21 protein-coding genes and 1 tRNA gene are annotated in these 22,428 nt (G+C 60.5%); 15 read left to right on the top strand and 7 right to left on the bottom strand.

The genetic code is table 11. The annotated features are described in order from the left end of the window. Positions 1-33 precede the first annotated feature (33 nt). The 5 genes from NYR50_RS00715 (at position 34) to NYR50_RS00735 (ending at position 5,407) form a co-directional block, all read left to right on the top strand. Complete coding sequence (locus tag NYR50_RS00715; protein WP_418136466.1) at positions 34-1,242, top strand: acetyl-CoA C-acetyltransferase; 1,209 nt, start codon at positions 34-36, stop codon at positions 1,240-1,242. 254 nt (positions 1,243-1,496) lie between these two features. Beyond that, the gene (locus NYR50_RS00720; RefSeq protein WP_418136467.1) at positions 1,497-3,713 is read left to right on the top strand and encodes a 3-hydroxyacyl-CoA dehydrogenase NAD-binding domain-containing protein; all 2,217 of its coding nucleotides are present in this window, start codon (positions 1,497-1,499) and stop codon (positions 3,711-3,713) included. Positions 3,714-3,869: 156 nt separating this feature from the next. Next, positions 3,870-4,301 (top strand): hypothetical protein, encoded by a 432-nt coding sequence (locus NYR50_RS00725; RefSeq protein WP_418136468.1) that lies wholly within the window; start codon positions 3,870-3,872, stop codon positions 4,299-4,301. Between the two features lie 283 nt (positions 4,302-4,584). Further along, a tRNA-Phe gene (locus tag NYR50_RS00730) sits at positions 4,585-4,660 on the top strand. A gap of 114 nt (positions 4,661-4,774) precedes the next feature. Further along, entirely contained in the window at positions 4,775-5,407 is a 633-nt protein-coding gene (locus NYR50_RS00735; protein ID WP_418136469.1) for an alpha-ketoglutarate-dependent dioxygenase AlkB, read from the top strand. A gap of 9 nt (positions 5,408-5,416) precedes the next feature. Here the strand turns inward: NYR50_RS00735 and mnhG are convergent, their stop codons facing one another. The 7 genes from mnhG to NYR50_RS00770 form a co-directional block, all read right to left on the bottom strand. After that, positions 5,417-5,761: a monovalent cation/H(+) antiporter subunit G gene (mnhG, locus tag NYR50_RS00740; protein ID WP_006313275.1), complete on the bottom strand. Its 345-nt coding sequence runs from the start codon at positions 5,759-5,761 to the stop codon at positions 5,417-5,419. Then, positions 5,758-6,039 carry a K+/H+ antiporter subunit F gene (locus NYR50_RS00745; RefSeq protein WP_006313274.1) on the bottom strand — a complete coding sequence of 94 codons (282 nt, stop codon included), beginning with the start codon at positions 6,037-6,039 and terminating at the stop codon, positions 5,758-5,760. Before NYR50_RS00745 ends, mnhG begins: the two co-directional genes overlap by 4 nt. Further along, positions 6,036-6,524 carry a Na+/H+ antiporter subunit E gene (locus tag NYR50_RS00750; protein WP_174007247.1) on the bottom strand — a complete coding sequence of 163 codons (489 nt, stop codon included), beginning with the start codon at positions 6,522-6,524 and terminating at the stop codon, positions 6,036-6,038. The genes NYR50_RS00745 and NYR50_RS00750 overlap by 4 nt, the downstream gene beginning before the upstream one ends. After that, a complete protein-coding gene (locus tag NYR50_RS00755) occupies positions 6,521-8,167 on the bottom strand; it encodes a monovalent cation/H+ antiporter subunit D (RefSeq protein WP_162687984.1) in 1,647 nt (548 codons plus the stop codon). Before NYR50_RS00755 ends, NYR50_RS00750 begins: the two co-directional genes overlap by 4 nt. Next, a complete protein-coding gene (locus NYR50_RS00760; RefSeq protein WP_003493763.1) occupies positions 8,164-8,499 on the bottom strand; it encodes a Na+/H+ antiporter subunit C in 336 nt (111 codons plus the stop codon). The genes NYR50_RS00755 and NYR50_RS00760 overlap by 4 nt, the downstream gene beginning before the upstream one ends. After that, a complete protein-coding gene (locus NYR50_RS00765; RefSeq protein ID WP_418136470.1) occupies positions 8,499-11,417 on the bottom strand; it encodes a monovalent cation/H+ antiporter subunit A in 2,919 nt (972 codons plus the stop codon). Before NYR50_RS00765 ends, NYR50_RS00760 begins: the two co-directional genes overlap by 1 nt. A gap of 105 nt (positions 11,418-11,522) precedes the next feature. After that, entirely contained in the window at positions 11,523-11,900 is a 378-nt protein-coding gene (locus NYR50_RS00770) for a hypothetical protein (RefSeq protein ID WP_418137317.1), read from the bottom strand. A 567-nt stretch (positions 11,901-12,467) separates the two neighbouring features. Here NYR50_RS00770 and NYR50_RS00775 point away from each other — a divergent pair. From NYR50_RS00775 to fliF, 10 genes are all read left to right on the top strand, one after another. Then, positions 12,468-14,012 carry a globin-coupled sensor protein gene (locus NYR50_RS00775; protein ID WP_418136471.1) on the top strand — a complete coding sequence of 515 codons (1,545 nt, stop codon included), beginning with the start codon at positions 12,468-12,470 and terminating at the stop codon, positions 14,010-14,012. Further along, positions 14,012-14,311, top strand: a complete 300-nt coding sequence (locus NYR50_RS00780) for an STAS domain-containing protein (RefSeq protein ID WP_111805733.1) — start codon at positions 14,012-14,014, stop codon at positions 14,309-14,311. The genes NYR50_RS00775 and NYR50_RS00780 overlap by 1 nt, the downstream gene beginning before the upstream one ends. After that, positions 14,308-14,673 (top strand): chemotaxis response regulator CheY1, encoded by a 366-nt coding sequence (cheY1, locus tag NYR50_RS00785; protein ID WP_003493773.1) that lies wholly within the window; start codon positions 14,308-14,310, stop codon positions 14,671-14,673. The genes NYR50_RS00780 and cheY1 overlap by 4 nt, the downstream gene beginning before the upstream one ends. Positions 14,674-14,689: 16 nt before the next feature. Further along, positions 14,690-16,963 (top strand): chemotaxis protein CheA, encoded by a 2,274-nt coding sequence (locus NYR50_RS00790; protein WP_418136472.1) that lies wholly within the window; start codon positions 14,690-14,692, stop codon positions 16,961-16,963. A gap of 13 nt (positions 16,964-16,976) precedes the next feature. Then, entirely contained in the window at positions 16,977-17,885 is a 909-nt protein-coding gene (gene cheR / locus NYR50_RS00795; protein WP_418136473.1) for a protein-glutamate O-methyltransferase CheR, read from the top strand. After that, positions 17,882-18,937 (top strand): protein-glutamate O-methylesterase CheB, encoded by a 1,056-nt coding sequence (gene cheB, locus NYR50_RS00800; protein WP_010970952.1) that lies wholly within the window; start codon positions 17,882-17,884, stop codon positions 18,935-18,937. Before cheR ends, cheB begins: the two co-directional genes overlap by 4 nt. Then, the gene (gene cheY2, locus NYR50_RS00805; RefSeq protein ID WP_006312924.1) at positions 18,937-19,326 is read left to right on the top strand and encodes a chemotaxis response regulator CheY2; all 390 of its coding nucleotides are present in this window, start codon (positions 18,937-18,939) and stop codon (positions 19,324-19,326) included. The genes cheB and cheY2 overlap by 1 nt, the downstream gene beginning before the upstream one ends. After that, a complete protein-coding gene (gene cheD, locus NYR50_RS00810) occupies positions 19,323-19,868 on the top strand; it encodes a chemoreceptor glutamine deamidase CheD (RefSeq protein WP_006312925.1) in 546 nt (181 codons plus the stop codon). Before cheY2 ends, cheD begins: the two co-directional genes overlap by 4 nt. Before the next feature lie 14 nt (positions 19,869-19,882). Continuing rightward, on the top strand, positions 19,883-20,266 hold the full coding sequence (gene cheT / locus NYR50_RS00815) for a chemotaxis protein CheT (RefSeq protein WP_418136474.1): 384 nt from the start codon (positions 19,883-19,885) through the stop codon (positions 20,264-20,266). 126 nt (positions 20,267-20,392) lie between these two features. Further along, on the top strand, positions 20,393-22,075 hold the full coding sequence (gene fliF, locus NYR50_RS00820; RefSeq protein ID WP_006312927.1) for a flagellar basal-body MS-ring/collar protein FliF: 1,683 nt from the start codon (positions 20,393-20,395) through the stop codon (positions 22,073-22,075). The last annotated feature ends 353 nt before the right edge of the window (positions 22,076-22,428 follow it).

The raw sequence follows: 22,428 nt of genomic DNA on the forward strand, positions 1-22,428 counted from the left end.
CTGGCGTTTACGAGCGCCACAGGGAGAGAGTTTATGACCGACGTTTATATCTACGACCATGTCCGCACCCCGCGCGGACGCGGCAAGAAGGATGGCAACCTGCATGAGGTGCCTTCCGTTCGCCTGGCCGCCAAAACGCTGGAAGCCATCCGCGACCGCAACGGCCTCGACACCTCTGCTGTCGATGACATCATCATGGGCTGCGTCGATCCTGTCATGGATGCCGGTGCGGTGATCCCGAAGGCTGCCGCTTTCGAGGCCGGTTATTCCAACAGGGCGCCGGGCATGCAGATCTCGCGCTTCTGCGCCTCGGGTCTCGACGCCATCAACTTCGCGGCCGGCAAGGTTAAGGCGGGCTCGGACGATATCGTCATTGCCGGCGGCGTGGAAAGCATGTCGCGTGTCGGCATGGGTATGTCCGGCGGCGCCTGGTACATGGATCCCTCGGTGAACTTCCCCGCCTTCTTCATGCCGCAGGGCGTGTCGGCTGATCTCATCGCCACCAAATACGGCTTCTCCCGTGATGATGTCGACGCCTATGCCGTCGAGAGCCAGAAGCGCGCGGCGCATGCCTGGGAAAAGGGCTATTTCAACAAGTCAGTCATTCCGGTGAAGGACCAGAACGGTCTGACGATCCTCGACCGTGACGAGCATATGCGCCCCGGCACGGACATGCAGGCGCTGGCCTCGCTCAACCCGTCCTTCCAGATGCCGGGTGAAATGGGCGGTTTCGAAGCCGTCGGCATCATGGCGCATCCGGAAGTGGAGCGTATCAACTACGTGCACCATGCGGGCAACTCGTCCGGCATCGTCGATGGCGCTGCCGCCGTGCTGGTCGGCTCGAAGGCGGGCGGCGAGGCGATGGGCGTGAAACCGCGCGCCCGCATCAGGGCGTTCGCCAATATCGGGTCCGATCCGGCGCTGATGCTGACCGGCCCGGTGGATGTGACCGAGAAGCTTCTGAAAAAGACCGGCATGTCACTTGCCGATATCGATCTTTTCGAACTCAACGAGGCCTTCGCCGCCGTGGTCCTGCGTTACATGCAGGCCTTCGACATCAGCCACGACCGGATGAACGTCAATGGCGGCGCCATCGCCATGGGCCATCCGCTGGGCGCAACCGGCGCGATGATCCTCGGCACGGTGCTGGATGAGCTGGAGCGGCGCGACCTCAACACCGCGCTCGTTACGCTCTGCATCGGCGCGGGCATGGGCACGGCGACGGTTATCGAGCGCGTTTGAGGCAGGCCATGAGGCGTGAGGTTTACGAACAACCCAAGAACGAGGTCGAACAGCAGCTGGCTCGGCACAATCTGGAAAAGGATATGGCACAGGATCATAGGGCGTCCATCCGCCCTGTTTCCCCTGTCCGCATCCGACGGCTCCGGGCAGAGCGTCGGGGCTTAATCGTGTTTCTCGTTCTTGTGGTCGGTTGTATCGGCCTCGCGATTGGACTGTCGTAACCGCAGGGAAATTTGAGGGAAGAGGAATCCCAAATGAGCACTTACACCAATTTCACCATCGAGACGGACGCAGACGGCATTGCCCTTGTCACCTGGGACATGCCGGAAAAATCCATGAACGTCTTCACGGCAGAGGTTCTTGAAGAACTGAACGCCATTGTCGATGCCACCGTTGCCGATGGCGCGGTCAAGGGAGTCGTCTTCACTTCGGGCAAAAGCAGCTTTTCCGGCGGAGCCGATCTGTCGATGCTGAAGTCCATGTTCGCGCTTTATAATGACGAAAAGGCGAAAAGCCCCGACGGTGCCGCGGCGAAGCTGTTCGAACTCGTCGGTCGCATGACGGGCCTGTTCCGCAAGATCGAGACCAATGGCAAGCCGTGGGTCTCGGCCATCAACGGCACCTGCATGGGTGGCGCGTTTGAACTTTCGCTCGCCTGCCATGGCCGCGTGGCCTCCAGTGCCAAGAGCCTCAAGATCGCCCTGCCGGAAGTCAAGGTCGGCATCTTCCCCGGCGCCGGCGGCACCCAGCGCGTCTCGCGCCTGACCGATGCACAATCGGCCTTGCAGATGATGACGACCGGCCAGTCGCTGACCGGCGCGCGCGCCAAGGCCATGGGGCTGGTGCATCAGGTGGTGGAGCCGGATCAGCTGGTCGCAACCGCAAAGCAGATGATCAAGGACGGCCTGAAGCCGGTGGCGCCCTGGGATGAAAAGGGCTTCAAGGCGCCCGGCGGCGGCATCTGGACGCCTGCCGCAGCCCAGCTGTGGCCTGCCGCTCCCGCCATCCTGCGCCGCGAAAGCGCCGGCAACTACCCGGCCGCACTCGCCATCCTCAAATGCGTTTATGAAGGCCTGCAATTGCCCTTCGACACGGCGCTGAAGGTGGAGCAGCGTTATTTCACCGAAATCCTTCGCTCGAAGGAAGCCTTTGGCATGATCCGCTCGCTGTTCATTTCCATGCAGGAACTGAACAAGGGTGCGCGTCGCCCCGCTGGCCAGCCGAAGACGGAGTTCAAAAAGGTCGGCGTCGTCGGCGCGGGCTTCATGGGGGCCGCCGTGGCTTATGTCACCGCCGCAGCCGGCATTCCCGTCACGCTGGTTGATCGCGATCAGGAAGCGGCCGACAAGGGCAAGGGCCATTGCGAGGAGAGTGTGAAGGCCGCGATCGGCAAGGGCAGGCTGACGCAGGATGAAGGCAAGGCATTGCTCGACCTCGTTACCCCGACATCCGACTACGCCGCGCTCGCCGATGCCGATCTCGTCATCGAAGCCGTCTTCGAAGACCGCGACGTGAAGAAGGCCGTCATCGAGGCCGTGGAAGCCGTGTTGCCCGAAGGTGCGATCTTCGCCTCCAACACCTCCACTTTGCCGATCACGGGCCTTGCGAAGAACTCGAAGCGCCCGACGGATTTCATCGGCATCCATTTCTTCTCGCCTGTCGAGAAGATGATGCTGACGGAAGTGATCCTCGGCAAGGAAACCGGCGACAAGGCGCTGGCCGTCGCGCTGGATTATGTCGCGAAGATCAGGAAGACGCCGATCGTCGTCAACGATACGCGTGGCTTCTTCGTCAATCGCTGCGTGTTGCGCTATATGGCGGAAAGCTACGACATGCTGATCGAAGGCGTGCCCGCTGCGATGATCGAAAACGCCGCGAAATTCGCCGGCATGCCGGTCGGCCCGCTGGCGCTGAATGACGAGGTAGCGATCGATCTTTCCTACAAGATCCTGAAAGCCACCGTCGCTGATCTCGGCGAAAAGGCCGTCGATCCGCGCCATATGGAACTGGTGAAGAAGCTGGTGGAAGGCGAAGGCCGGTTCGGCCGCAAGAACGCCAAGGGCTTTTACGACTACCCGCCAAAGCCCGCCAAGAAATCCCTCTGGCCCGGCCTGAAGGACCTCTATCCGCAGCAGAAGCCTGAAGACGTGGATATGGAGGTGCTGAAACAGCGCTTCCTCGTCACCGTGGCGCTCGAAGCCGCCCGCACGGTGGAAGAAGGCATCGTCACCGATCCGCGTGAGGCGGATGTCGGCTCCATCCTCGGTTTCGGCTTCGCGCCCTATACCGGCGGTGCGCTGTCCTACATTGACGGCATGGGCGTGAAGAATTTCGTCGCTCTGGCCGAGAAGCTCAGCGAAACCTATGGCCCGCGCTTCCAGCCGACGCCGCTCCTGAAGGACATGGCGGCCAAGGGCGAGACCTTCTACGGTCGCTTCGACCCCTATGCCAGCGCCGCCAAGGCGGCATAAGGCACCAAGACAGATCATAGAACAGGCCCTTCGGGGCCTGTTTTATTATGCGGATGCCATCGCTTTTCGTGCATCCTTTGCCGGGCTGAGGCGTTGAAAAGCGTGACCGGGCAAAACGCCCGCCGCCACACAATCAGCACGCCTCAGGAGACAGCGATGAAAGCACCACTGCGATCCCACGGTTTCGACAAGCCCTCGGACCTCGATGACCATCTGGCCGAACTGGACGAAGAGGCCGAGGCGATAGCTGCGGAAGCAAAGACGGAGAAAACCGCGACCAAGAGGACGCGCGCTTCCCATGCCATCGATCCGTCGCTGCGCGCCGAACTGGAGGAGCTTCGCAAACAGCTCGACAAGATTCGCCGCGACGTCAAACGGCTGGAGGCCGCGCAACATCCCCGCCACAGGCCCGCACAGCCGCACCATGAGCGTGACCGCGAGAATTCCCGCCTGATGACGGTGGTGCGCTCCGTTGCCGTCACCTCGCTCGCCAGCCGCATCTTCGCGTCTTCGCCCGTCATGGCGGCGTTGGTGGCCGTGGTGCCGTTCGCACTAGGCCTTGCCGCGCGGCGCAGCGAAGGGGCATAGCCGCCGCCGGCGACGACAGCCTCCGTTCAATCTGAGCGGCCTTGCGGGATCCCTGCGGTGAACGGATGTGTCAGCTCCGGCGGATGCCCGAGGGTAGATTCCCTTGCAATCCGGCTTTCGCTGGGCGCGCATTTCAGCCATCCACAGGCCCCGTGAAAAAACTGTCAAAAAACTTCGCTATGGCGCTTGCCATGTCCGAACAAGATGTTATAACCCCGCTCACTTTCGGGGCACCAAAACAGCCCTGACCGCCAAAAGCGGAGGTTCTTCAAGGACCTGAAGTGCCCGGATAGCTCAGTTGGTAGAGCAGCGGATTGAAAATCCGCGTGTCGGTGGTTCAAATCCGCCTCCGGGCACCATTTCTTTCAAGTTATCTTCTTGATGAATTCGTAGCTTGGTTTCTGTGCCGCTATTAGCGGTGCGCAAATTCTGATCAGCCGCCGTCTCTTCCATATGCTTTTGACGGTGACGATATGCTAAGCCTGTTTGCCTTACCTGGGGAGAACAAGCCGGAAGTGGATCGCGTCGCTAATCCAACTCGTCTACCGCCCGACATCATGTATTTTGATGGCTTTCTCTCTTCAGAGGAAGAAATCTCCGTTACGAACAGATTGGATGCCGGCGAGTGGAGCACGGAGCTGAAGCGTCGTGTGCAGCATTTCGGTTATCGTTATGACTATAAAGTGCGCGCTGTTACGCCAGATGCCTATCTCGGGCCTTTGCCGCCCTGGCTGGGCGTGTTCGCCGAACGATTAGTGGCGGATGGCTACTGCCGGACAGTGCCGGATCAAGTTATTGCGAACGAGTATCTTCCGGGGCAGGGCATCAGCGCGCATGTGGATTGTGTCCCCTGTTTTGACGATACGATCGTATCGATAAGCCTTTTATCCGCATGCGAGATGGTTTTCCGCGATTTGCGCGGACGGGGGATACGCAGCGTTCTGCTTCATCCTCGTTCAGGCATACTGCTCAGGGGCTCCAGCCGCTACGATTGGACTCATGAAATCCCGGCTCGCAAATCAGATATTGTTAACGGGGTAAAGACCGCCCGAAGCAGAAGGATTTCCCTCACTTTCCGCAAGGTCCTGGCTTTGAAACGGCCCTGATCAGGGCAATCACAAATGCTCCCGATTATCCGAATTCTGCTCCGCCCGGTCCCGATAAAGTGCTGCCCGTCCCAGCAGCATCAGGGAGACCGGCGTCGTCACTGTCATGAAGATGCCGATGAAGATTTCGTGGAAGGCGAAGCGGTCGCCGGAGACGGAGAAATAGATGATCGAGGCCATGACAATGCCGCCGGTGCCCCAGCTGGTGCCAAGTGTGGGCGCATGCAGGCGCTCATAGAAGCTGTTGAGCTTCGCAAAGCCGATGGTGCCGATCAGCGTCAGCGAAGCGCCCAGCAGGACGAAGAAAGCCACAAGAATGGCGGCCCAGAGCGGAAATTCTGCAGCATTGTTCATTCAATCACCTCGCCGCGCATCATGAATTTGGAAAGGGCAACGGTGGAGACGAAGCCGAGGATGGCGATCAGCAGCGATGCCTCGAAATAGATGTCGTTGCCGGTGCGCAGACCGAAGGTCAAGAGAAGTAGCATGGCGTTGACATAAAGCGTGTCCATACCAAGCACGCGGTCCTGAGCACGCGGGCCGATGGCGATGCGATAGACTGATATCGTCATGGCGATGGCCAGCATCAGCTGCGCCAGCGAAAAGGACCAGAAAAGGATAATCGAACTCATTCGAATATCTCCATCAGCAGTTTTTCATATCGGTTCTTGATGAGGCTTATCCACGCTGCCTCATCCACATCATCGAGAACGTGGAGGAGAAGCGTGCCCTGGCTGGAATTATATTCGAGCCAGGCGCTGCCCGGTGTCGAGGTGAGGATCGTTGCCAGAACGGCGAGCGCCATGGGGTCGCGGATCTCGAGCGGCACGGCTAGGAAGCCGGATTTGCGGTCCCTTTCGCGTTGGAACAGGATGATCTTCGCGACCGAGAGATTGGACCTGACGATATCGTAAAGCACGATCAGGATCAGTTGCACGAGCCTGTGCCAGTTGCGGATGCGTGGCTTGGCGGGCCTGAGCGACGCCATCGCCCAGGAGGCGATGAGGGCGACGCCGGTGCCGAGCAGCAGGTGCCCCACCGAAAAGCTGTTGATCGTCAGCCAGAAGAAGATCAGCGAGACGGTCAGCAGCGGGTAGGGGAGGAGACGGCTCATCATGGCTCTGCCTCCGGATTGCTGCCCGCTCGCGGTGCGGAAATGACGCCCTGAATATAGCTCGCCGGCAGGTCGAGAATACGCGCCGTCTCCTGCATATAACGCATCACCGGTCCCGCCTGTATGGTCATGACGAGCGTCAGCCCGAGCAGCAGCATGATGGGCGCAATTTCGATGACGAGAACGCGCGGCACCGTTCCTTCGATCGAGGCCCAGAAAGTGCGGATGCCGGCGCGGGTCATCGAGACCAGCGAGGCGAAACCGGCAAAGACGATCAGGAAAACCAGCCACCAGGAAAGCGTTGAAACGCTGTCATTGGCGCCAAGACCGGAAGGGTTGAGAATGGCGGTCAGCATCGAGAATTTGGCGATGAAGCCGGAAAGCGGCGGCAGGCCGGCCAGAAGAATGCCGCAGGCGGCAAAACAGGCGCCGAGCACCGCGATCGTGGCGGGCATGGTCACGCCGACCTCCTCCTCCTCGTCTTCTTCCTCGCCCTCGCCATAGGCCTCCATGGTGACGGCCAGAACGTTTGCGCCCGCATCTTGGCCGCGCTCGACGAGCTCGATCAGCATGAAGAAGGCGCTGATGGTGAGGGTAGAGCTGACCATGTAATAGAGCGCACCGGCCGCAACCGTCGGATTGCCGGTGCCCATGGCGGCGAGAAGCGTTCCCGACGATACCAGAACCGAAAAACCGGCGAGCCGCCCGAGCGCCTGCGACGCCAGAACCCCGATGGCCCCAAAGATGATGGTGGCGATGCCGCCGACCAGGAGGGCATCATGGCCGAAGCCCGCGGATTCACCGGCCGTCTGCCCGAAGAGCAGGAAAGACAGGCGGGCAATGACATAAATGCCGACCTTGCTCATGATCGCGAACAGGCCGCCCACCGGGGCAGAAGCCGCGCCATAGGCCGAAGGCAGCCAGAAATTCAGCGGCCACATGCCCGCCTTCACCAGAAACGCGATGCCGAGGATTGCCGCACCGGTTTCCAGCAGCATGCGCTGGTCGGGGTTGAGACCCTCGATGCGGTGGGCAAGATCGCCCATGTTCAACGTGCCTGTCACGCCATAGATGAGGCTGACACCGATCAGGAAGAACAGCGCGGCGACCAGATTGATCGCGATGTAATGCAGTCCCGCCTTCACGCGCTGCTGGCCGGAGCCATGCAGCAGCAGTCCATAGGAGGCGGCCAGCATCACTTCGAAGAAAACGAAGAGATTGAAGAGGTCGCCGGTCAGGAAGGCGCCATTGACGCCCATCAGCATCATCTGGAACAGCGAATGGAAATGCGCGCCGGACTTGTGCCATTTCGCCATGGAGTAGATCAGCGAGGGAATGGCGAGCAGCGCGGTTAAAAGCACCATTAGCCCGGACAGGCGGTCTGCTACGAGCACGATGCCGAAAGGAGCCGGCCAGTTGCCGAGCAGATAAACACCGCTCGAGACAACCGCCGCGATCTCGGTATTAACTGTCGAATTCACCTCGCGGAACAGCAGGATCGCGACGATCAGCAATAGCACGGTGGAGGTGAAGCTGATGGCGGCCTTTGCGACGCGCTGGCGTTCGTCGAAGAACAGCAGCAGGGCTGCGGTGATCAGCGGCAGCAGAATGGGGGCAACGACGATGTGGAAGGGGAATGACATCATTTCGATTCCCTCCCGTCGACATGGTCAGTACCGGTGAGCCCGCGGGCGGCCAGCAGCACGACGAGGAAAAGCGCTGTCGTCGCAAAACCGATGACGATTGCCGTGAGAACCAGCGCCTGCGGCACGGGGTCGGCGAGCGTTGAGCTATCGACGCCGTTCACCAGCACCGGCGGCGCATTGGTTTTGATGCCGCCGACGCCGAAGATGAAGAGATTGACGGCATAGGACAGCAAAGAGAGCCCGACGATGACCTGATAGGTGCGCGGGCGCAGGATGAGCCAGACGCCGGAGCCGGTCATGATGCCGATGCCGATGGCGAGAATGAGTTCCATTACACGTCCTCCGCTTTTGCGGCTTCAGGCGTGCGAACGCGGTAGTTACGCAACGATTGGTGTGCCAGTGCTATCAGAATAAGAACGGTGGAGCCAACGACCGTCGCGAAGACGCCGAGATCGAACAGCAGGGCCGAAGCCGTCGGCATTTTGCCGATATAGGGTATCTCGGTATACTGGAAATAGGTGGTCAGGAACGGATAGCCGAAGTACCAGGAACCGATACCCGTCGCCGCTGCCATCAGCAGGCCGAAGCCCATCCAGCGCAACGGCAGGATACGGATACGATCTTCTGCCCAGCGCGCTCCGCCGGCGAGATATTGCAGCAGGAAGGCAATCGCCATGGTGATGCCGGCCGCAAAGCCGCCGCCAGGCATGTCATGGCCGCGTATGAACAGGAAGATCGAGAAGGTGACGATGACGGGGAACATCCACTGCATCACGATGGATGGCACGTAGAGATAGTCGCGCACCGTATCGCCCTTGCTGCGGTCGGGCCGTTCGGCATCGAAGGCGTTCTGCATCTGCTGCTGTTCCGGCACCCCGATGCTTTCGTGGGCTGGGCGGAAACGGCGGAGAAGAGCGAAGACTGTGAGCGCGACGATAGCCAGCACCGCGATTTCACCGAATGTGTCGAAGCCGCGGAAATCGACCAGGATGACATTGACGACATTGGTGCCGCCACCTTCGGTATAGGCACGCTCCAGGAAATAGGTGGCAATCGCATTCGGCACCGGCAGCGTCATCACGGCATAGGCGATGACGGACATGCCGATACCGCTGGCGGCGGCCAGCAGGAAGTCCCGGGCGCGGCGAAGCTGCGCCGGCAGCTCGTCGCTGCTATCGACCTTTTCGAAGCGTTTCGGCAGCCAGCGGAGACCAAGCAGGATGAGAACCGTGGTGACGATTTCCACCAGAAGCTGGGTGATGGCAAGATCCGGCGCGGACAGCCAGACGAAGGTGAGGCAAGTGACAAGCCCGGACACGCCGAGCATGATGAGGGCGGCAAGCCGGTGATATTTCGCCTGCCAGGCGGCCCCCATGGCCGCAATCATGCCGATCAGCCACAGGATGGCGAAGATCGGATCGAAGGTCGTCACGCGCGGTAGCGATAGCGAAAATTCTGACAGGAAAAGCGGCGAGAAACCGGCGAGAAGCGCCACGAGGATGAGAAGCCTCAGCTGCGGCTGCAGACGCCGCGTGCCGAGCCTGCTCTCCAGCCACCGCGCCCATTTCCAGGACACGGTGACGAGAATGCGCTCGAAGATGCGCTGGCCCCGCAAATGCCGGAAGATAGGCGGGCCGTCATCGCAACGCGAGAAATAGCCGCCAAGCAGGACGTAGATCGTCACGCCGCCGATCAGCGCCGCGATACTCATGATCAGCGGCAGGTTGAAACCGTGCCAGATCGACAGGCTGTAGACGGGGGTCTGCGCACCGAGAACAGACAGTACGGCGGAATGCAGGAACGGACCGATCGACAGGCTCGGAACGATGCCAACGATCAGGCAGGCGAAAACCAGAAATTCGATCGGGAAGCGCATCCACCGCGGCGGCTCATGCGGATTGGGGTTCGGCAGATCGACTGGCTTGGGCCCGAAGAACACCGTGTGGATGAAGCGCAGCGAATAGGCGACGGCAAAGGCCCCCGACAGCGTCGCGACATAGGGCAAAGCCCTGTCCAGGAGCGAATCCGCGTGGGTCTCGACCGCTTCGGCAAAGAACATTTCCTTGGAGAGGAAGCCGTTGAACAGTGGTACGCCGGCCATGGCCGCACTCGCCGCCATGGCAAGCGTCGCGGTCGCGGGCATATAGGTATAAAGCCCGCTCAAACGCCGCATGTCGCGCGTGCCGGTTTCATGGTCGATGATGCCGGCCGCCATGAACAGCGATGCCTTGAAGGTGGCGTGGTTGACCATATGGAAGATGGCCGCGACCGCTGCCAGCGGGCTGCCGAGGCTGAGCAGCGTGGTGATGAGGCCAAGATGGCTGATTGTCGAATAGGCCAGAAGCCCCTTCAGATCCTGCTGGAACATGGCGAAATAGGCGCCGAGCAGCAGGGTGATGACACCGGCCACTCCCACCAGCCAGAACCATTCCGGCGTGCCTGCCAGCACCGGCCAGAACCGTGCGAGCAGGAAAACCCCGGCTTTCACCATGGTTGCGGAATGCAGATAGGCGGAAACAGGCGTCGGTGCCGCCATGGCATTGGGCAGCCAGAAATGGAACGGGAACTGCGCGCTCTTCGTCAGCGCGCCGCCGAGAATGAGGATAAGCGCGGGCAGATAGAGGGAATGGGCGCGGATGGCGGCGCCGGCCTCGATGATCTTGTCGAGATCGTAGCTTCCCGCCATGTGGCCGAGGATGAGAAGTCCGGCCAAAAGGCTGAAACCGCCGATGCCGGTCACGGTCAGCGCCATGCGGGCGCCGTCGCGCGCACCGGCATTCTGGTGCCAGTAGCCGATCAGCAGGAAGGAGAAGATGCTGGTCATCTCCCAGAAGATCGACAGCAGAATGACGTTGCCGGACAGGACAACGCCGAGCATCGAGCCCATGAAGGCGAGAAAGAAGGCAAAAAACCGCGGGATCGGATCCTTGGAGGACATGTAGTAGCGGGCATAAAGCACGACAAGCAGGCCTATGCCGGTAATGAGGATCGCGAAAATCCAGGCAAATCCGTCCAGCCGCAGGGTAAAATTGAGCCCGAGTTGCGGCAGCCATTCCACATCATATTTCAGCACGCCGCCGCCGCTGATGGTGGAATATAAAAACATGTTGCTGACAAGGCCGAAGAGGGCGACGGCGCCTGCGACGGAGGCGGGACCGGCGGCCGCACCATCGCGCGGCATGAAGGCCGTGAGGAAAGCGCCGACAAACGGCAATGCGACAATAAATGGGAGAAGGGTTGCAAGTGTCATATGCGGCGGCGGTTTTCTTTCTGGAATGGGAGCCTGCGGCGGGTTTCCGACGACTCCGATCCCTCAAGGTTCACAATGAACCTAATGATGACGACCGCCGGACGACTAATACATAATATGCGGAGGCGCGCGGGGAACCACGCTGGCAAAGTCTCGGAAAGCTTGTGGCACGATGGCAACAGCAACGAGGGAGGTCTTGGTATTTTCGGTAATGATGAGCGCGGGTGAGGGGAACTCCTCGTGTCGGAACCCTCGGCCGGCGTCGCCGCTCCGGCAATCATAATCATTGCCGCTATCGCAATCCTTATCGCGAAGAGAAAGCGAACGGCTGAGATCGACGGTCTGCAACCGCTCGAGGCGGCTGGCCTTGGAGAGCGCCTTGACGCCGGAGGGCGCTTGAAAGCCGATCATGACAAGCAGGCTCGCGACCACCAGACCGATGAGCACTTGCGGATGGCGCCTTGAACTGCGGCCTTTCTCCATCCGTGGCAAGTTGGCATCTCCTTGGTCGAAAAGGTCTCTTTAAAGCATCACCGCTGAGCGAATATCCCGTTGATTTGTTTTAGGGGAAGCCGCACGCGCTTGTCCAGCGTACAGGCCGGAAAAACCGGACGGAGCGTCCGATTCCTTTTCGTTTTTGCCCGTTTGCGGCAAAGTAAGGGCGACAATGGCTAAAAGCTTTTACAAATTTTACCGTTTGACGCCGGTACTTATGTTTCTTAACTTTCAAGCAAGGAATTAACCATAAAGATTGGTGGTATTTCCACGGCGGAATGGGGTTCCTCCCCTTCCAGGCATGACGCCGCACTGCCGTACCGGGCCCGATCCGGTATTTTCGTTTCTTGGTTCAAGAAGGTCAGGCAGGCGTCGATGCCGCATCGTCCGCGATGGGTATGTTCGTTCAAAAATCCCTAGAGGGTGCTGGCGTTTTGAACCTTGGCCAATTGGGCCGGGTTTTACCGGCCGTCATGTTGTTGGGGACGTCGGTTGGGGCACGATTTGCCATCAGATCAAGCGCGTAGATCGGCAGGCGGAAGCCTGGCGGGACGGTTGCGCTTTGTCGGCCTCGATGAGACGCAATCCGATTTCCTGCGCAATTATCGCGGCATGCTGGAGCCTTACGTCAAAGCCGGCCTGCGCGACGTGATGACCCGTTTCCAGTCCATGCCGGACTGTTCGCCGTCCTTCGAAAGCGAAAACCAGCTCGATCGCCTGCATGATCTGCAATCCTCGCACTGGAGCGTGCTGACGGACGCGCGTTTCGATGCGCTTTATGCCGAGCGGGTGAAGGTTCTTTCCGATAATGCCGGTCGCATGGGTCTGGATCCGCGCTGGCAGATCGCCAGCCACGCCGTCGTTCTGGAGCATCTGCTCGGCGGGCTTGTGGCTGAACACACGCCCCGCTCCATCCTGCCCGGCAACCGTAAAAAGAGCCGCGAACTGGCGGACGCGGTGAAGAACGTCGTCCGGCTGGTGATGGTCGATACCGAGATTGCCGTGTCGCTGCGCTTCAACGAACTGCGCCTGCGCCATGGCCGCGAACTCCAGGAACAGCGCGACAATGACCGCTCGGAAGCGGCGAATTTGCTGGGCACGGCCCTGACGTCCTTTGCGGCGGGCAATTTGCAGGCCCGCATCGGGGACGATGTGCCCGACGCTTACAGGGACGTCGCAGCCACCTTCAACACGGCGCTCGAGACGATCGGCGCGTCGCTGATAGCCGCCCAGAACGGTGTAGGTGAGGCCGAGGTGCTGAGCGCACGCTTTGCCGATATCGGCCGCTCGATTGCGGAGCGTTCACGCCAGCAGGCCGAAGCGCTTGCCGAGACGTCCCGTGCACTCCAGGCGATGATTGCACATGTGGGTGAAAACGGCGCCCGTATATCGGCGACGGAAAAGGCGGTTTCCAGCGCCCGCGACGCGGCCGTCGAAAGCGGCAGGGCGATCGGCGAGGCGATCGACGCCATGTCGGACATTGAACAATCCGCCGAACAGATCGGCCGGATCATCGGCACCATCGACGAGATCGCCTTTCAGACCAACCTTCTCGCTCTCAATGCCGGCATCGAGGCGGCGCGTGCCGGCGACAGCGGACGCGGTTTCGCCGTCGTTGCGCAGGAAGTCCGGGCATTGGCCCAGCGCTCCGCCGATGCCGCAAGAGAGATCAAGAGCCTCGTCGGCTCCACCAAGACGCAGGTCGAGGGCGGCGTGCGCATGGTGAACCGCACGCAGGAGGCCATTGGCGGGGTCGTCCGGCAGGTATCCGGCATCAACGATATGATCGCCGAGGTTTCGCGGCACACCGCCGACCACGCCGGAGAATTGCAATCGGTCGCCGGCGATATCGATGAACAGCAACGGCAGGCCGGGCGGAATGCCGCCGACATGGGCGCCAGCGCCTCCGAGGCCGATGCGCTGCACACCGTCATTCTGGAACTCGGCCGCACCGTGCGCGCGTTCCGTATTGCCCGCCAGGAACATTTCGCTGCCGCCGCCGGTGCGGAAAGGCAGCACTCGTCATTTATGGCCCGTGGGGATAACCACACGGATAACAGCCAGAATTACCAACAATTCAGACGTCAGGGAGTCATGTAATGGCAGCCAGAAAAGCAGCTGAGGCGACGCTGAAACTGTCACCGGTGCTGGATCTCAACGAAGCATCGGCTCTGCACGGCAAGCTGATGACGCTGAGAGGAGCATCTTTGTCGGTGGATGCATCCGAGGTGGAGCGCATTGGCGCGCTTTGCGCCCAGGTCCTCATGGCCGGCGCGAAATCCTGGGAAGAGGATGGCAAGCCCTTCGGTTTCGCAAGGGTTTCCGATGCATTCGACAAGACCATGAAACTGATAGGCGTCGATATCGACCATTTGCTCCCTAAGGAGATGCAAAAGTGAAGAAAAAAGTTCTTACCGTGGATGATTCCAGAACGATCAGGAACATGCTCCTGGTCACGCTCAACAATGCCGGTTTCGAAACCATTCAGGCCGAAGACGGCATCGAGGGTCTCGAAGTGCTGGAACAGAGCAACCCGGATGTCATCGTGACTGACATCAACATGCCGCGTCTCGACGGTTTCGGCTTCATCGAGGGCGTGCGGCGCAACGAAAAATACCGCGCCATACCGATCCTCGTTCTGACGACCGAAAGCGATGCGGAAAAGAAGAACCGCGCCCGCCAGGCCGGTGCGACCGGCTGGATCGTCAAGCCGTTCGACCCTGCAAAACTCATCGATGCCATTGAGCGCGTAACCGCCTGATACGGGACATTTCACGATGGATATGAACGAAATCAAGGAAATCTTTTTCCAGGAGTGCGAGGAACAGCTCGCTGAACTGGAATCGGGGCTTCTTAAATTGAATGACGGCGACCGTGATCCGGAAACCGTCAACGCCGTTTTCCGTGCCGTTCATTCCATCAAGGGCGGGGCCGGTGCCTTCGGTCTGGATGATCTCGTGGCCTTCGCCCACGTTTTTGAAACGACCCTCGACTGCGTTCGCTCCAACAAGCTGGAACCGACGCAGGATGTTCTGAAAGTCATGCTGCGCTCCGCCGATGTGCTGGCGGATCTGACCAACGCCGCAAGAGACGGTGGCAGCGTCGATGAAAGCCGCACTCGTGGCCTCGTCAAGGAACTGGAAGCGCTGGCCAATGGCGAAGCCGTTCCGGCATCCGCGCCGGTTCCTGTCGCTGTAAAGGCGCCGGAACCCGTCAAGGCGCCCGCAGCACCAAAGCCGACGGATGAAAGCGGCTTCGAACCGATCCCGTTCTCTTTCTCCGATTTTGCCGACGAGACGACGCCGCTGATGGAGGCGCCGACCTTCCAGATCACGTTCAAGCCGCACGCCTCGCTCTATTCCAAGGGCAATGAGGCGGCACTCCTGCTGCGTGATCTCTCGCGGATCGGTGACATGAGTGTCAATTGCGACATGTCCGAACTGCCGGCGCTCGACAAGCTCGATCCCGAAGCCTCCTATCTTTCCTGGACGGTTTCCATCACCACCGAAAAGGGTGAGGAAGGAATCCGCAGCGTCTTCGAATTCGCCGAATGGGATTGCGATCTCGAAATCACCGCAGTTGTTTCGGACGCGTCCGCGGACGAGGAAGAACTGCCGATGATCCCGGTTCCGTTCGATCTGTCTGCTCTCGATGGTGATGCGCAGGACGAACCCGCCGTCGCGACCCCCGCGGTGGAAGAGACTTACGTTGCCGCAACCGTCGAAGCTGCCGTCGCGACGACGCAGATCGCCCAGAGCGTCAATGCCGCCATCGAAAAGCGCGAAGCGGCGGCAGCGCCGGCCGCAGCGCAGGCGAATGCCAATGCCGCCGCCAATGCGAGCGCCGGCCAGACCATCCGCGTTGATCTCGATCGCGTCGACCGCCTGATCAACCTTGTTGGCGAGCTCGTCATCAATCAGGCGATGCTGTCGCAGAGCGTCATCGAAAACGATGCGAGCGGTACGTCCGCCGTTAATATGGGCCTCGACGAGCTGCAGCAGCTGACGCGCGAAATCCAGGACAGCGTCATGGCGATCCGCGCGCAGCCGGTGAAGCCGGTCTTCCAGCGTATGTCGCGTATCGTCCGCGAAGTCGCCGACATGATCGGCAAGCAGATCCGCCTCGTGACCGAAGGTGAGAACACCGAAGTCGACAAGACGGTCATCGACAAGCTGGCCGAACCCCTGACCCACATGATCCGCAATGCCGTCGACCACGGCATCGAGACGCCGGAAAAGCGCGAAGCCGCGGGCAAGAACCCCGAAGGCACCATCAAGCTTTCCGCCAAGCACCGCTCGGGCCGTATCCTGATCGAGCTTCAGGACGATGGCGCCGGCATCAACCGCGAGCGCGTTCGCCAGAAGGCCATCGACAATGATCTCATTGCCGCAGATGCGAACCTGACCGACGAGGAGATCGACAATCTGATCTTTGCGCCGGGCTTCTCGACGGCAGACAAGATTTCCGACATTTCCGGCCGCGGTGTTGGCATGGATGTGGTCAAGCGTTCCATTCAGGCGCTTGGCGGCCGCATCAGCATCTCGTCGCGTCCCGGTCTCGGTTCGACCTTCACCATGAGCCTGCCGCTGACGCTTGCCGTTCTCGACGGCATGGTGGTGACCGTTGCTGGCCAGACGCTCGTCGTTCCTTTGACGGCAATCGTCGAAACCCTGCAGCCCGAGGCGAAGAACATCCACTCCTTCGGTTCCAATCAGCGGCTGATCTCCATCCGCAACTCCTTCTGCCCGCTGGTGGATGTCGGTCGTGTCCTGAACTTCCGTCCGACCCAGGCCGATCCTGTCGAAGGTGTGGCGCTTCTGGTGGAATCGGAAGGCGGCGGCCAGCGTGCTCTGATGGTTGATGCGATCCAGGGCCAGCGCCAGGTCGTCATCAAATCTTTGGAAGCCAACTATACCCATGTTCCGGGCATCGCCGCCGCCACCATTCTCGGTGACGGACGCGTTGCGCTCATTCTGGATGTCGATGCCATCGTCAGCGCCTCGCGCGGACAGCCACTGAAACAGGAAATGTCACTCGCGGCGACGGGTTGAAGGCGGATATCCAATGGCAGCACTTAATCTCAGCGATCAGCGACAGTCTCCCGATGACGTTCTTGCCAGCGGCGAATATCCGCTGACAAGGCGCGATTTGTCGGAGATCGCTGCGATGATCTATGCCGATGCGGGCATCTATCTCAACGACACCAAGGCGTCGCTGGTCTATTCCCGCCTCTCGAAACATATCCGCAATCTCGGTCTTTCCGGCTTTCGCGAATATTGCGCACTGGTGTCTTCGTCCGAGGGCGCACAGCCGCGCCGGGAAATGCTGTCGCACCTGACGACGAATTTCACCCGCTTCTTCCGCGAGAACCATCATTTCGAACATCTGCGTGACGAGGTCCTGCCGAGCCTCATCGCTCGTGCCAAGAGCGGCGGACGTGTCCGCATCTGGTCGGCGGCCTGCTCCGACGGGCAGGAACCCTATTCGATAGCGCTCACCGTGCTCGCCATGTTCCCGAATGCGGCCGAATACGATTTCAAGATTCTGGCGACTGACATTGATCCGAAGATTCTGGCGCAGGCCCGTGCCGGCGTTTATGATGACAACGCGCTTGAAACCGTGTCTCCTGCCATGCGCAAGCAATGGTTCACCGAGGTCGATGCCGGCGGTCGCCGCAAGTTCCGCATCGACGACAAGGTCAAGCGCCTCATCACCTTCAACGAGCTGAACCTGATGACGCAATGGCCCTTCAAGGGCAATTTTGACGTCATCTTCTGCCGAAACGTCGTCATTTATTTCGACGAGCCGACGCAGGTGCGCATCTGGTCGCGTTTCGCAGGCCTGCTGCCGGAAGGCGGCCACCTCTATATCGGCCATTCCGAACGTGTGTCCGGTGACGCCAAGAACGTGTTCGACAATACCGGCATCACCACCTATCGCTTCATCGGTCACGCATCCGGGAGGAAGGCATGAGCGCACTCGCACGGGTCCTCGTTGTTGACGACTCCCCCACCATGCGTGGGCTGATTTCGGCCGTCCTCAAGGCCGATCCGGAAGTCGAGGTGGTTGGCCAGGCCGGCAACGCCATGGAAGCACGCGCCGCCATCAAGCAGCTCAATCCCGATGTCGTGACGCTTGACATCGAGATGCCCGAGATGAATGGCCTCGAATTTCTCGAGAAGATCATGCGCCTGCGCCCCATGCCGGTCATCATGGTCTCGTCACTGACCCATCGCGGCGCGGATGCGTCGCTTGCCGCGCTTGAAATCGGTGCTTTCGACTGTGTCGGCAAGCCGGCTCCCGGTGACGCGCGCCCCTTCGGCGATCTGGCCGACAAGGTGAAGGCCGCCGCCCGCTCGCAACACGCCGCCTACCGCGCCACCCGGCCGGAAACCGCTGCCGCGCCGCAGCCGGTTCCGATGAGCGAATATCGGGCGGGTCGTAAGGTCGTGGCCATAGGCTCCTCCACCGGCGGCGTCGAAGCGCTGATCGCGGTGCTGCAGAAATTCCCGGCCAATTGCCCGCCGACAGTCATTACCCAGCACATGCCGCCGACCTTCACAAAGAGTTTCGCGGAGAGGCTGAACCGCATCTGCGCCCCCGTGGTGGAAGAGGCGACGGACGGCGCGCGCCTGCAGACCGGCAAGATTTACCTCGCGCCGGGCGGTGAGCGTCACTTACAGATCGCCAACCGGTCCGCACCCTGCTGCCGGCTTCTGGACCGCGACCCCGTCAACGGCCATCGCCCCTCCGTCGACGTGCTGTTCGATTCGGTGGCCGAGCTTGCCGGACGCAATGCCGTCGGTGTCATCCTGACCGGCATGGGCCGCGACGGCGCGGCCGGGCTTCTGAAAATGCGCCACGCCGGTGCGCGCACCGTCGGCCAGAACGAAAAAACATGTGTCGTCTATGGCATGCCCCGCGTGGCCTATGAGCTTGGCGCGGTGGAACAGCAATTGCCGTTGGCCTCCATCGGCGAAGAAATCCTGAAACTAACCACTGCCCGCAAAGAAGGTGCTGACTAATGTCTCTCGCAGAAAAGATCAAAGTTCTGATCGTTGACGATCAGGTGACCAGCCGGCTGCTCCTCAGCGATGCGCTGACACAGCTGGGCTTCAAGCAGATCACCTCCGCTGGCGACGGCGAGCAGGGATTGAAGATCATGGAGCAGCAGCCCCATCATCTCGTCATCTCCGACTTCAACATGCCGAAGATGGACGGCCTCGGTTTCCTGCACGCGGTGCGGGCCAACCCGACCACCAAGAAGGCCGCCTTCATCATTCTCACCGCGCAGGGTGACCGCGCGCTGGTGCAGAAGGCAGCCCAGCTCGGCGCTAACAACGTGCTGGCCAAGCCCTTCACCATCGACAAGATGCGCGCGGCCATCGAAGCGGTTTTCGGATCGCTGAAATGATGGAAGCTGCGGCCAAGCGCGTACATATCATTCAGGGCGAGTATAAGGTTGTCAGCGATCCCGATGTGGTGATGACGACGATACTCGGTTCGTGCGTGGCCGCCTGTCTGAGAGACCCCGTTGCCGGCCTCGGAGGAATGAACCACTTCCTGCTGCCGGGAACGGGCAATGTGACCGGCGGAGATGCGACGCGTTATGGCGTGCATCTCATGGAGTTGCTGATCAACGGCCTCTTGAAGCAGGGCGCCCGCCGCGACCGGCTGGAGGCCAAGGTTTTCGGCGGCGCCAAGACGATCGCCAGCTTCTCGAATGTCGGCGAGCAGAACGCCATCTTTGCCATGCAGTTCCTGAAGGACGAAGGCATTCCGGTCATCAGCTCCTCCACGGGCGGGGATCATGGCCGCAAGATCGAGTTCTGGCCGGTCTCCGGGCGTGCGCGTCAGCATCCGCTCAGCGGTGCGGAAACCCAGAAGACGGTTGCCATGGAAACGCGTCCGGTGCCGGCACCCAAACCCGTCGCCAACGACATCGAATTTTTCTAGTCACGGAGTTTCCAATGCAGCTTGCAGAGCACACCGCCACCACTCCGTTCGAAGAAGCCCTGCCGGATGTTCTGATGCGGGTGGTATCGGAACTGCACGACGTGGCCTATCTCATCGAGCGCATCGAGCCGCAATTGCTTGATGTGACCAGCGGTCAATTGTCCGCCGAAGGCGTCAAGCTGTTGCAGGGCATCGACCTTGCCGTCCAGAAAACCCGCGGCCTTGCCGAATTCATCGATACCATCACCGGCTCCATCCCCGCAGACTGGTTCGTGGATGTCTCCACCGCACTCAGCCTCGTCAAGCTTGCCGAAATGCAAAAGGCGCTCGGCGCGGCCTTCCGCCACGGCCATTCCCAGCCGCTCCACAAGGCTTCCGGCGACTTCGACCTCTTCTAGAACATATTCCGGCCGTTCCTTCCTTCGCTGAATGCGGAGAAAGGCAACGCTCGCGCAAGCTTCGCACCCTATTGTCACGACGGGGCCAAAAGGTCTCGGACTCTATGAATGACGGTGCGGAACAGAATGAATCTGTTAAATCAAATCCCTCAGGTCTTGAAGAATGTCGCGGCGCTGGGCCAGACGCGGCTGCTGATGCTGGGCGGCGTGGGCGTATTGTCCATGGCTATCATCCTGGCTGCAGCGCTTTATGTGAACCGTCCTGCTTACGAGACCCTCTATGTGGGTCTTGAAAAAAGTGACCTCAACAAGATCAGCATTGCACTCGCCGAATCGGGTCTGGACTTTCAGGTCGGGACCGATGGCTCCAGCCTTCAGGTTCCGGTCGGGCTCACCAGCAAGGCACGGCTACTTCTGGCTGAACGCGGCCTGCCCGACAGTGCCAATGCCGGTTATGAGCTTTTTGACAATGTCGGCTCCCTCGGCCTGACGTCTTTCATGCAGGAAGTGACGCGCGTTCGTGCCCTTGAGGGCGAGATCGGCCGCTCCATCCAGCAGATCGATGGCGTTTCCGCTGCCCGCGTTCATATCGTCCTGCCTGACGTCGGCAATTTCCGCCGTGGCGAACAGAAACCCACGGCATCGGTGATGATCCGCGCGAGCGCATCCGCTGGCCGCAAGGCCTCCGCCTCCATTCGCCACCTCGTTGCCTCGGCCGTTCCCGGCCTCGAAGTCGATGACGTGACGCTGCTCGATTCGACCGGCCAGCTTCTCGCCTCCGGTGACGACGTCACCAACGCTGCCATGAACCGCTCGCTAACGCTGGCCCAGAATGTTCAGCAGGAAATTACGACCAATATCGACAAGGCGCTGGCGCCTTTCCTCGGCATAGACAATTTCCGCTCCAGTGTGACGGCGCAGATCAATACCGACAGCCGCCAGGTCCAGGAGACGGTTTACGACCCGGAATCGCGTGTTGAGCGCTCCGTTCGCACGGTGAAGGAAGACCAGAAATCCCAGGAAACGCAGCCGGATACGGCCGCGACCGTGGAGCAGAACGTGCCGCAGGCTGCGCCCCAGGGCGGCGGCGGCGGCCCGCAGTCTTCCGATCAGTCGGCCAAGAAGGAAGAGCAGACCAACTACGAGATCAATTCCAAGACGGTTGCCACGGTCAAGAACGGCTATACCCTCGAAAAGATTTCGGTTGCCGTGGTCGTTAACAAGGGCCGCATTGCCAAGATGGTCGGCGAACCGGCCGATCAGGCCAAGATCGACGCCTACCTTGCGGAAATGCAGAAGATCGTCACCTCGGCCGCAGGCATTTCTTCCGATCGTGGCGACATTGTCACCCTGACGGCGATGGATTTCCTCGAAACGCAGCTGCTTGACGAGGCTGCCAGCGGCCCGGGTGTCATGGAAGTGCTGAGCCGCAATTCCGCCGGCATCATCAACTCGCTCGCCTTTGTCGCCGTCGCCTTCCTCGTCGTCTGGCTCGGTGTACGCCCTCTGGTCCGCACGGTCACTGCCAACGGTTCGGCTGCGGCTCAGCTGAGCCAGGAGTCCGCCGGTCTCGAATTGCCGGACTTCTCTCCCGGCATGGAGGCGGGCGCAGGTGGTCTCATGGAAGGTTTCGGCGCGGATTTCGGCTTCGACAGCACCGACGATCTTCTGGCTGGCGGCGATGGCGAAGGCACATTCAACCGCCGGGTTCGCGAAGGGCCCGAACGCAGGCTCTCCCGCATGGTGGAAATCAGCGAGGAGAGAGCCGCCAAGATCCTGCGCAAATGGGCGGTGGAAAAAGCAGCATAATGACAAAAGGGCCGGTTTTACCCGGCCTTTTTTCTGTTTCCGGGGTTTTCGCTATGCTTGGCGGGCACATCGTGGCACTCTCGTTTCGGGACAGTGTTTACAAAAAATTCAGCAACGATACAGTTTGCTGGGAATTGGCTGAGAATGCCGTTTATGGATTGAACAGCTTTTCAGTATGTTTTTTTAGCAATAGACGAACTGGGAAATACGTGGAAAGGCTGTTGCCAGGTAATGGCAAACTCCGGTCGGTTCCATAAAATGAAGTGATTCGGTCTCCGGGGGCGCGCCATTCCTTTTTGGTAAGCTTCTTGAATGGAATGATTCCATCCCGAGGTATAATCTCCCGCTGGGAG

The sequence above is a fragment of the Agrobacterium sp. El2ro-1b genome, from assembly GCF_048298475.1.
Taxonomy (GTDB): Bacteria; Pseudomonadota; Alphaproteobacteria; order Rhizobiales; family Rhizobiaceae; genus Agrobacterium; species Agrobacterium fabrum.

Coding starts and splice junctions, on each gene's coding strand:
- NYR50_RS00715 (WP_418136466.1), top strand. CDS start 34: ATGACCGACGTTTATATCTACGACCATGTCCGCACCCCGCGCGGACGC.
- NYR50_RS00720 (WP_418136467.1), top strand. CDS start 1,497: ATGAGCACTTACACCAATTTCACCATCGAGACGGACGCAGACGGCATT.
- NYR50_RS00725 (WP_418136468.1), top strand. CDS start 3,870: ATGAAAGCACCACTGCGATCCCACGGTTTCGACAAGCCCTCGGACCTC.
- NYR50_RS00735 (WP_418136469.1), top strand. CDS start 4,775: ATGCTAAGCCTGTTTGCCTTACCTGGGGAGAACAAGCCGGAAGTGGAT.
- mnhG (WP_006313275.1), bottom strand. CDS start 5,761: ATGAACAATGCTGCAGAATTTCCGCTCTGGGCCGCCATTCTTGTGGCT.
- NYR50_RS00745 (WP_006313274.1), bottom strand. CDS start 6,039: ATGAGTTCGATTATCCTTTTCTGGTCCTTTTCGCTGGCGCAGCTGATG.
- NYR50_RS00750 (WP_174007247.1), bottom strand. CDS start 6,524: ATGATGAGCCGTCTCCTCCCCTACCCGCTGCTGACCGTCTCGCTGATC.
- NYR50_RS00755 (WP_162687984.1), bottom strand. CDS start 8,167: ATGATGTCATTCCCCTTCCACATCGTCGTTGCCCCCATTCTGCTGCCG.
- NYR50_RS00760 (WP_003493763.1), bottom strand. CDS start 8,499: ATGGAACTCATTCTCGCCATCGGCATCGGCATCATGACCGGCTCCGGC.
- NYR50_RS00765 (WP_418136470.1), bottom strand. CDS start 11,417: ATGACACTTGCAACCCTTCTCCCATTTATTGTCGCATTGCCGTTTGTC.
- NYR50_RS00770 (WP_418137317.1), bottom strand. CDS start 11,900: ATGGAGAAAGGCCGCAGTTCAAGGCGCCATCCGCAAGTGCTCATCGGT.
- NYR50_RS00780 (WP_111805733.1), top strand. CDS start 14,012: ATGGCAGCCAGAAAAGCAGCTGAGGCGACGCTGAAACTGTCACCGGTG.
- NYR50_RS00790 (WP_418136472.1), top strand. CDS start 14,690: ATGGATATGAACGAAATCAAGGAAATCTTTTTCCAGGAGTGCGAGGAA.
- cheR (WP_418136473.1), top strand. CDS start 16,977: ATGGCAGCACTTAATCTCAGCGATCAGCGACAGTCTCCCGATGACGTT.
- cheB (WP_010970952.1), top strand. CDS start 17,882: ATGAGCGCACTCGCACGGGTCCTCGTTGTTGACGACTCCCCCACCATG.
- cheY2 (WP_006312924.1), top strand. CDS start 18,937: ATGTCTCTCGCAGAAAAGATCAAAGTTCTGATCGTTGACGATCAGGTG.
- cheD (WP_006312925.1), top strand. CDS start 19,323: ATGATGGAAGCTGCGGCCAAGCGCGTACATATCATTCAGGGCGAGTAT.
- cheT (WP_418136474.1), top strand. CDS start 19,883: ATGCAGCTTGCAGAGCACACCGCCACCACTCCGTTCGAAGAAGCCCTG.
- fliF (WP_006312927.1), top strand. CDS start 20,393: ATGAATCTGTTAAATCAAATCCCTCAGGTCTTGAAGAATGTCGCGGCG.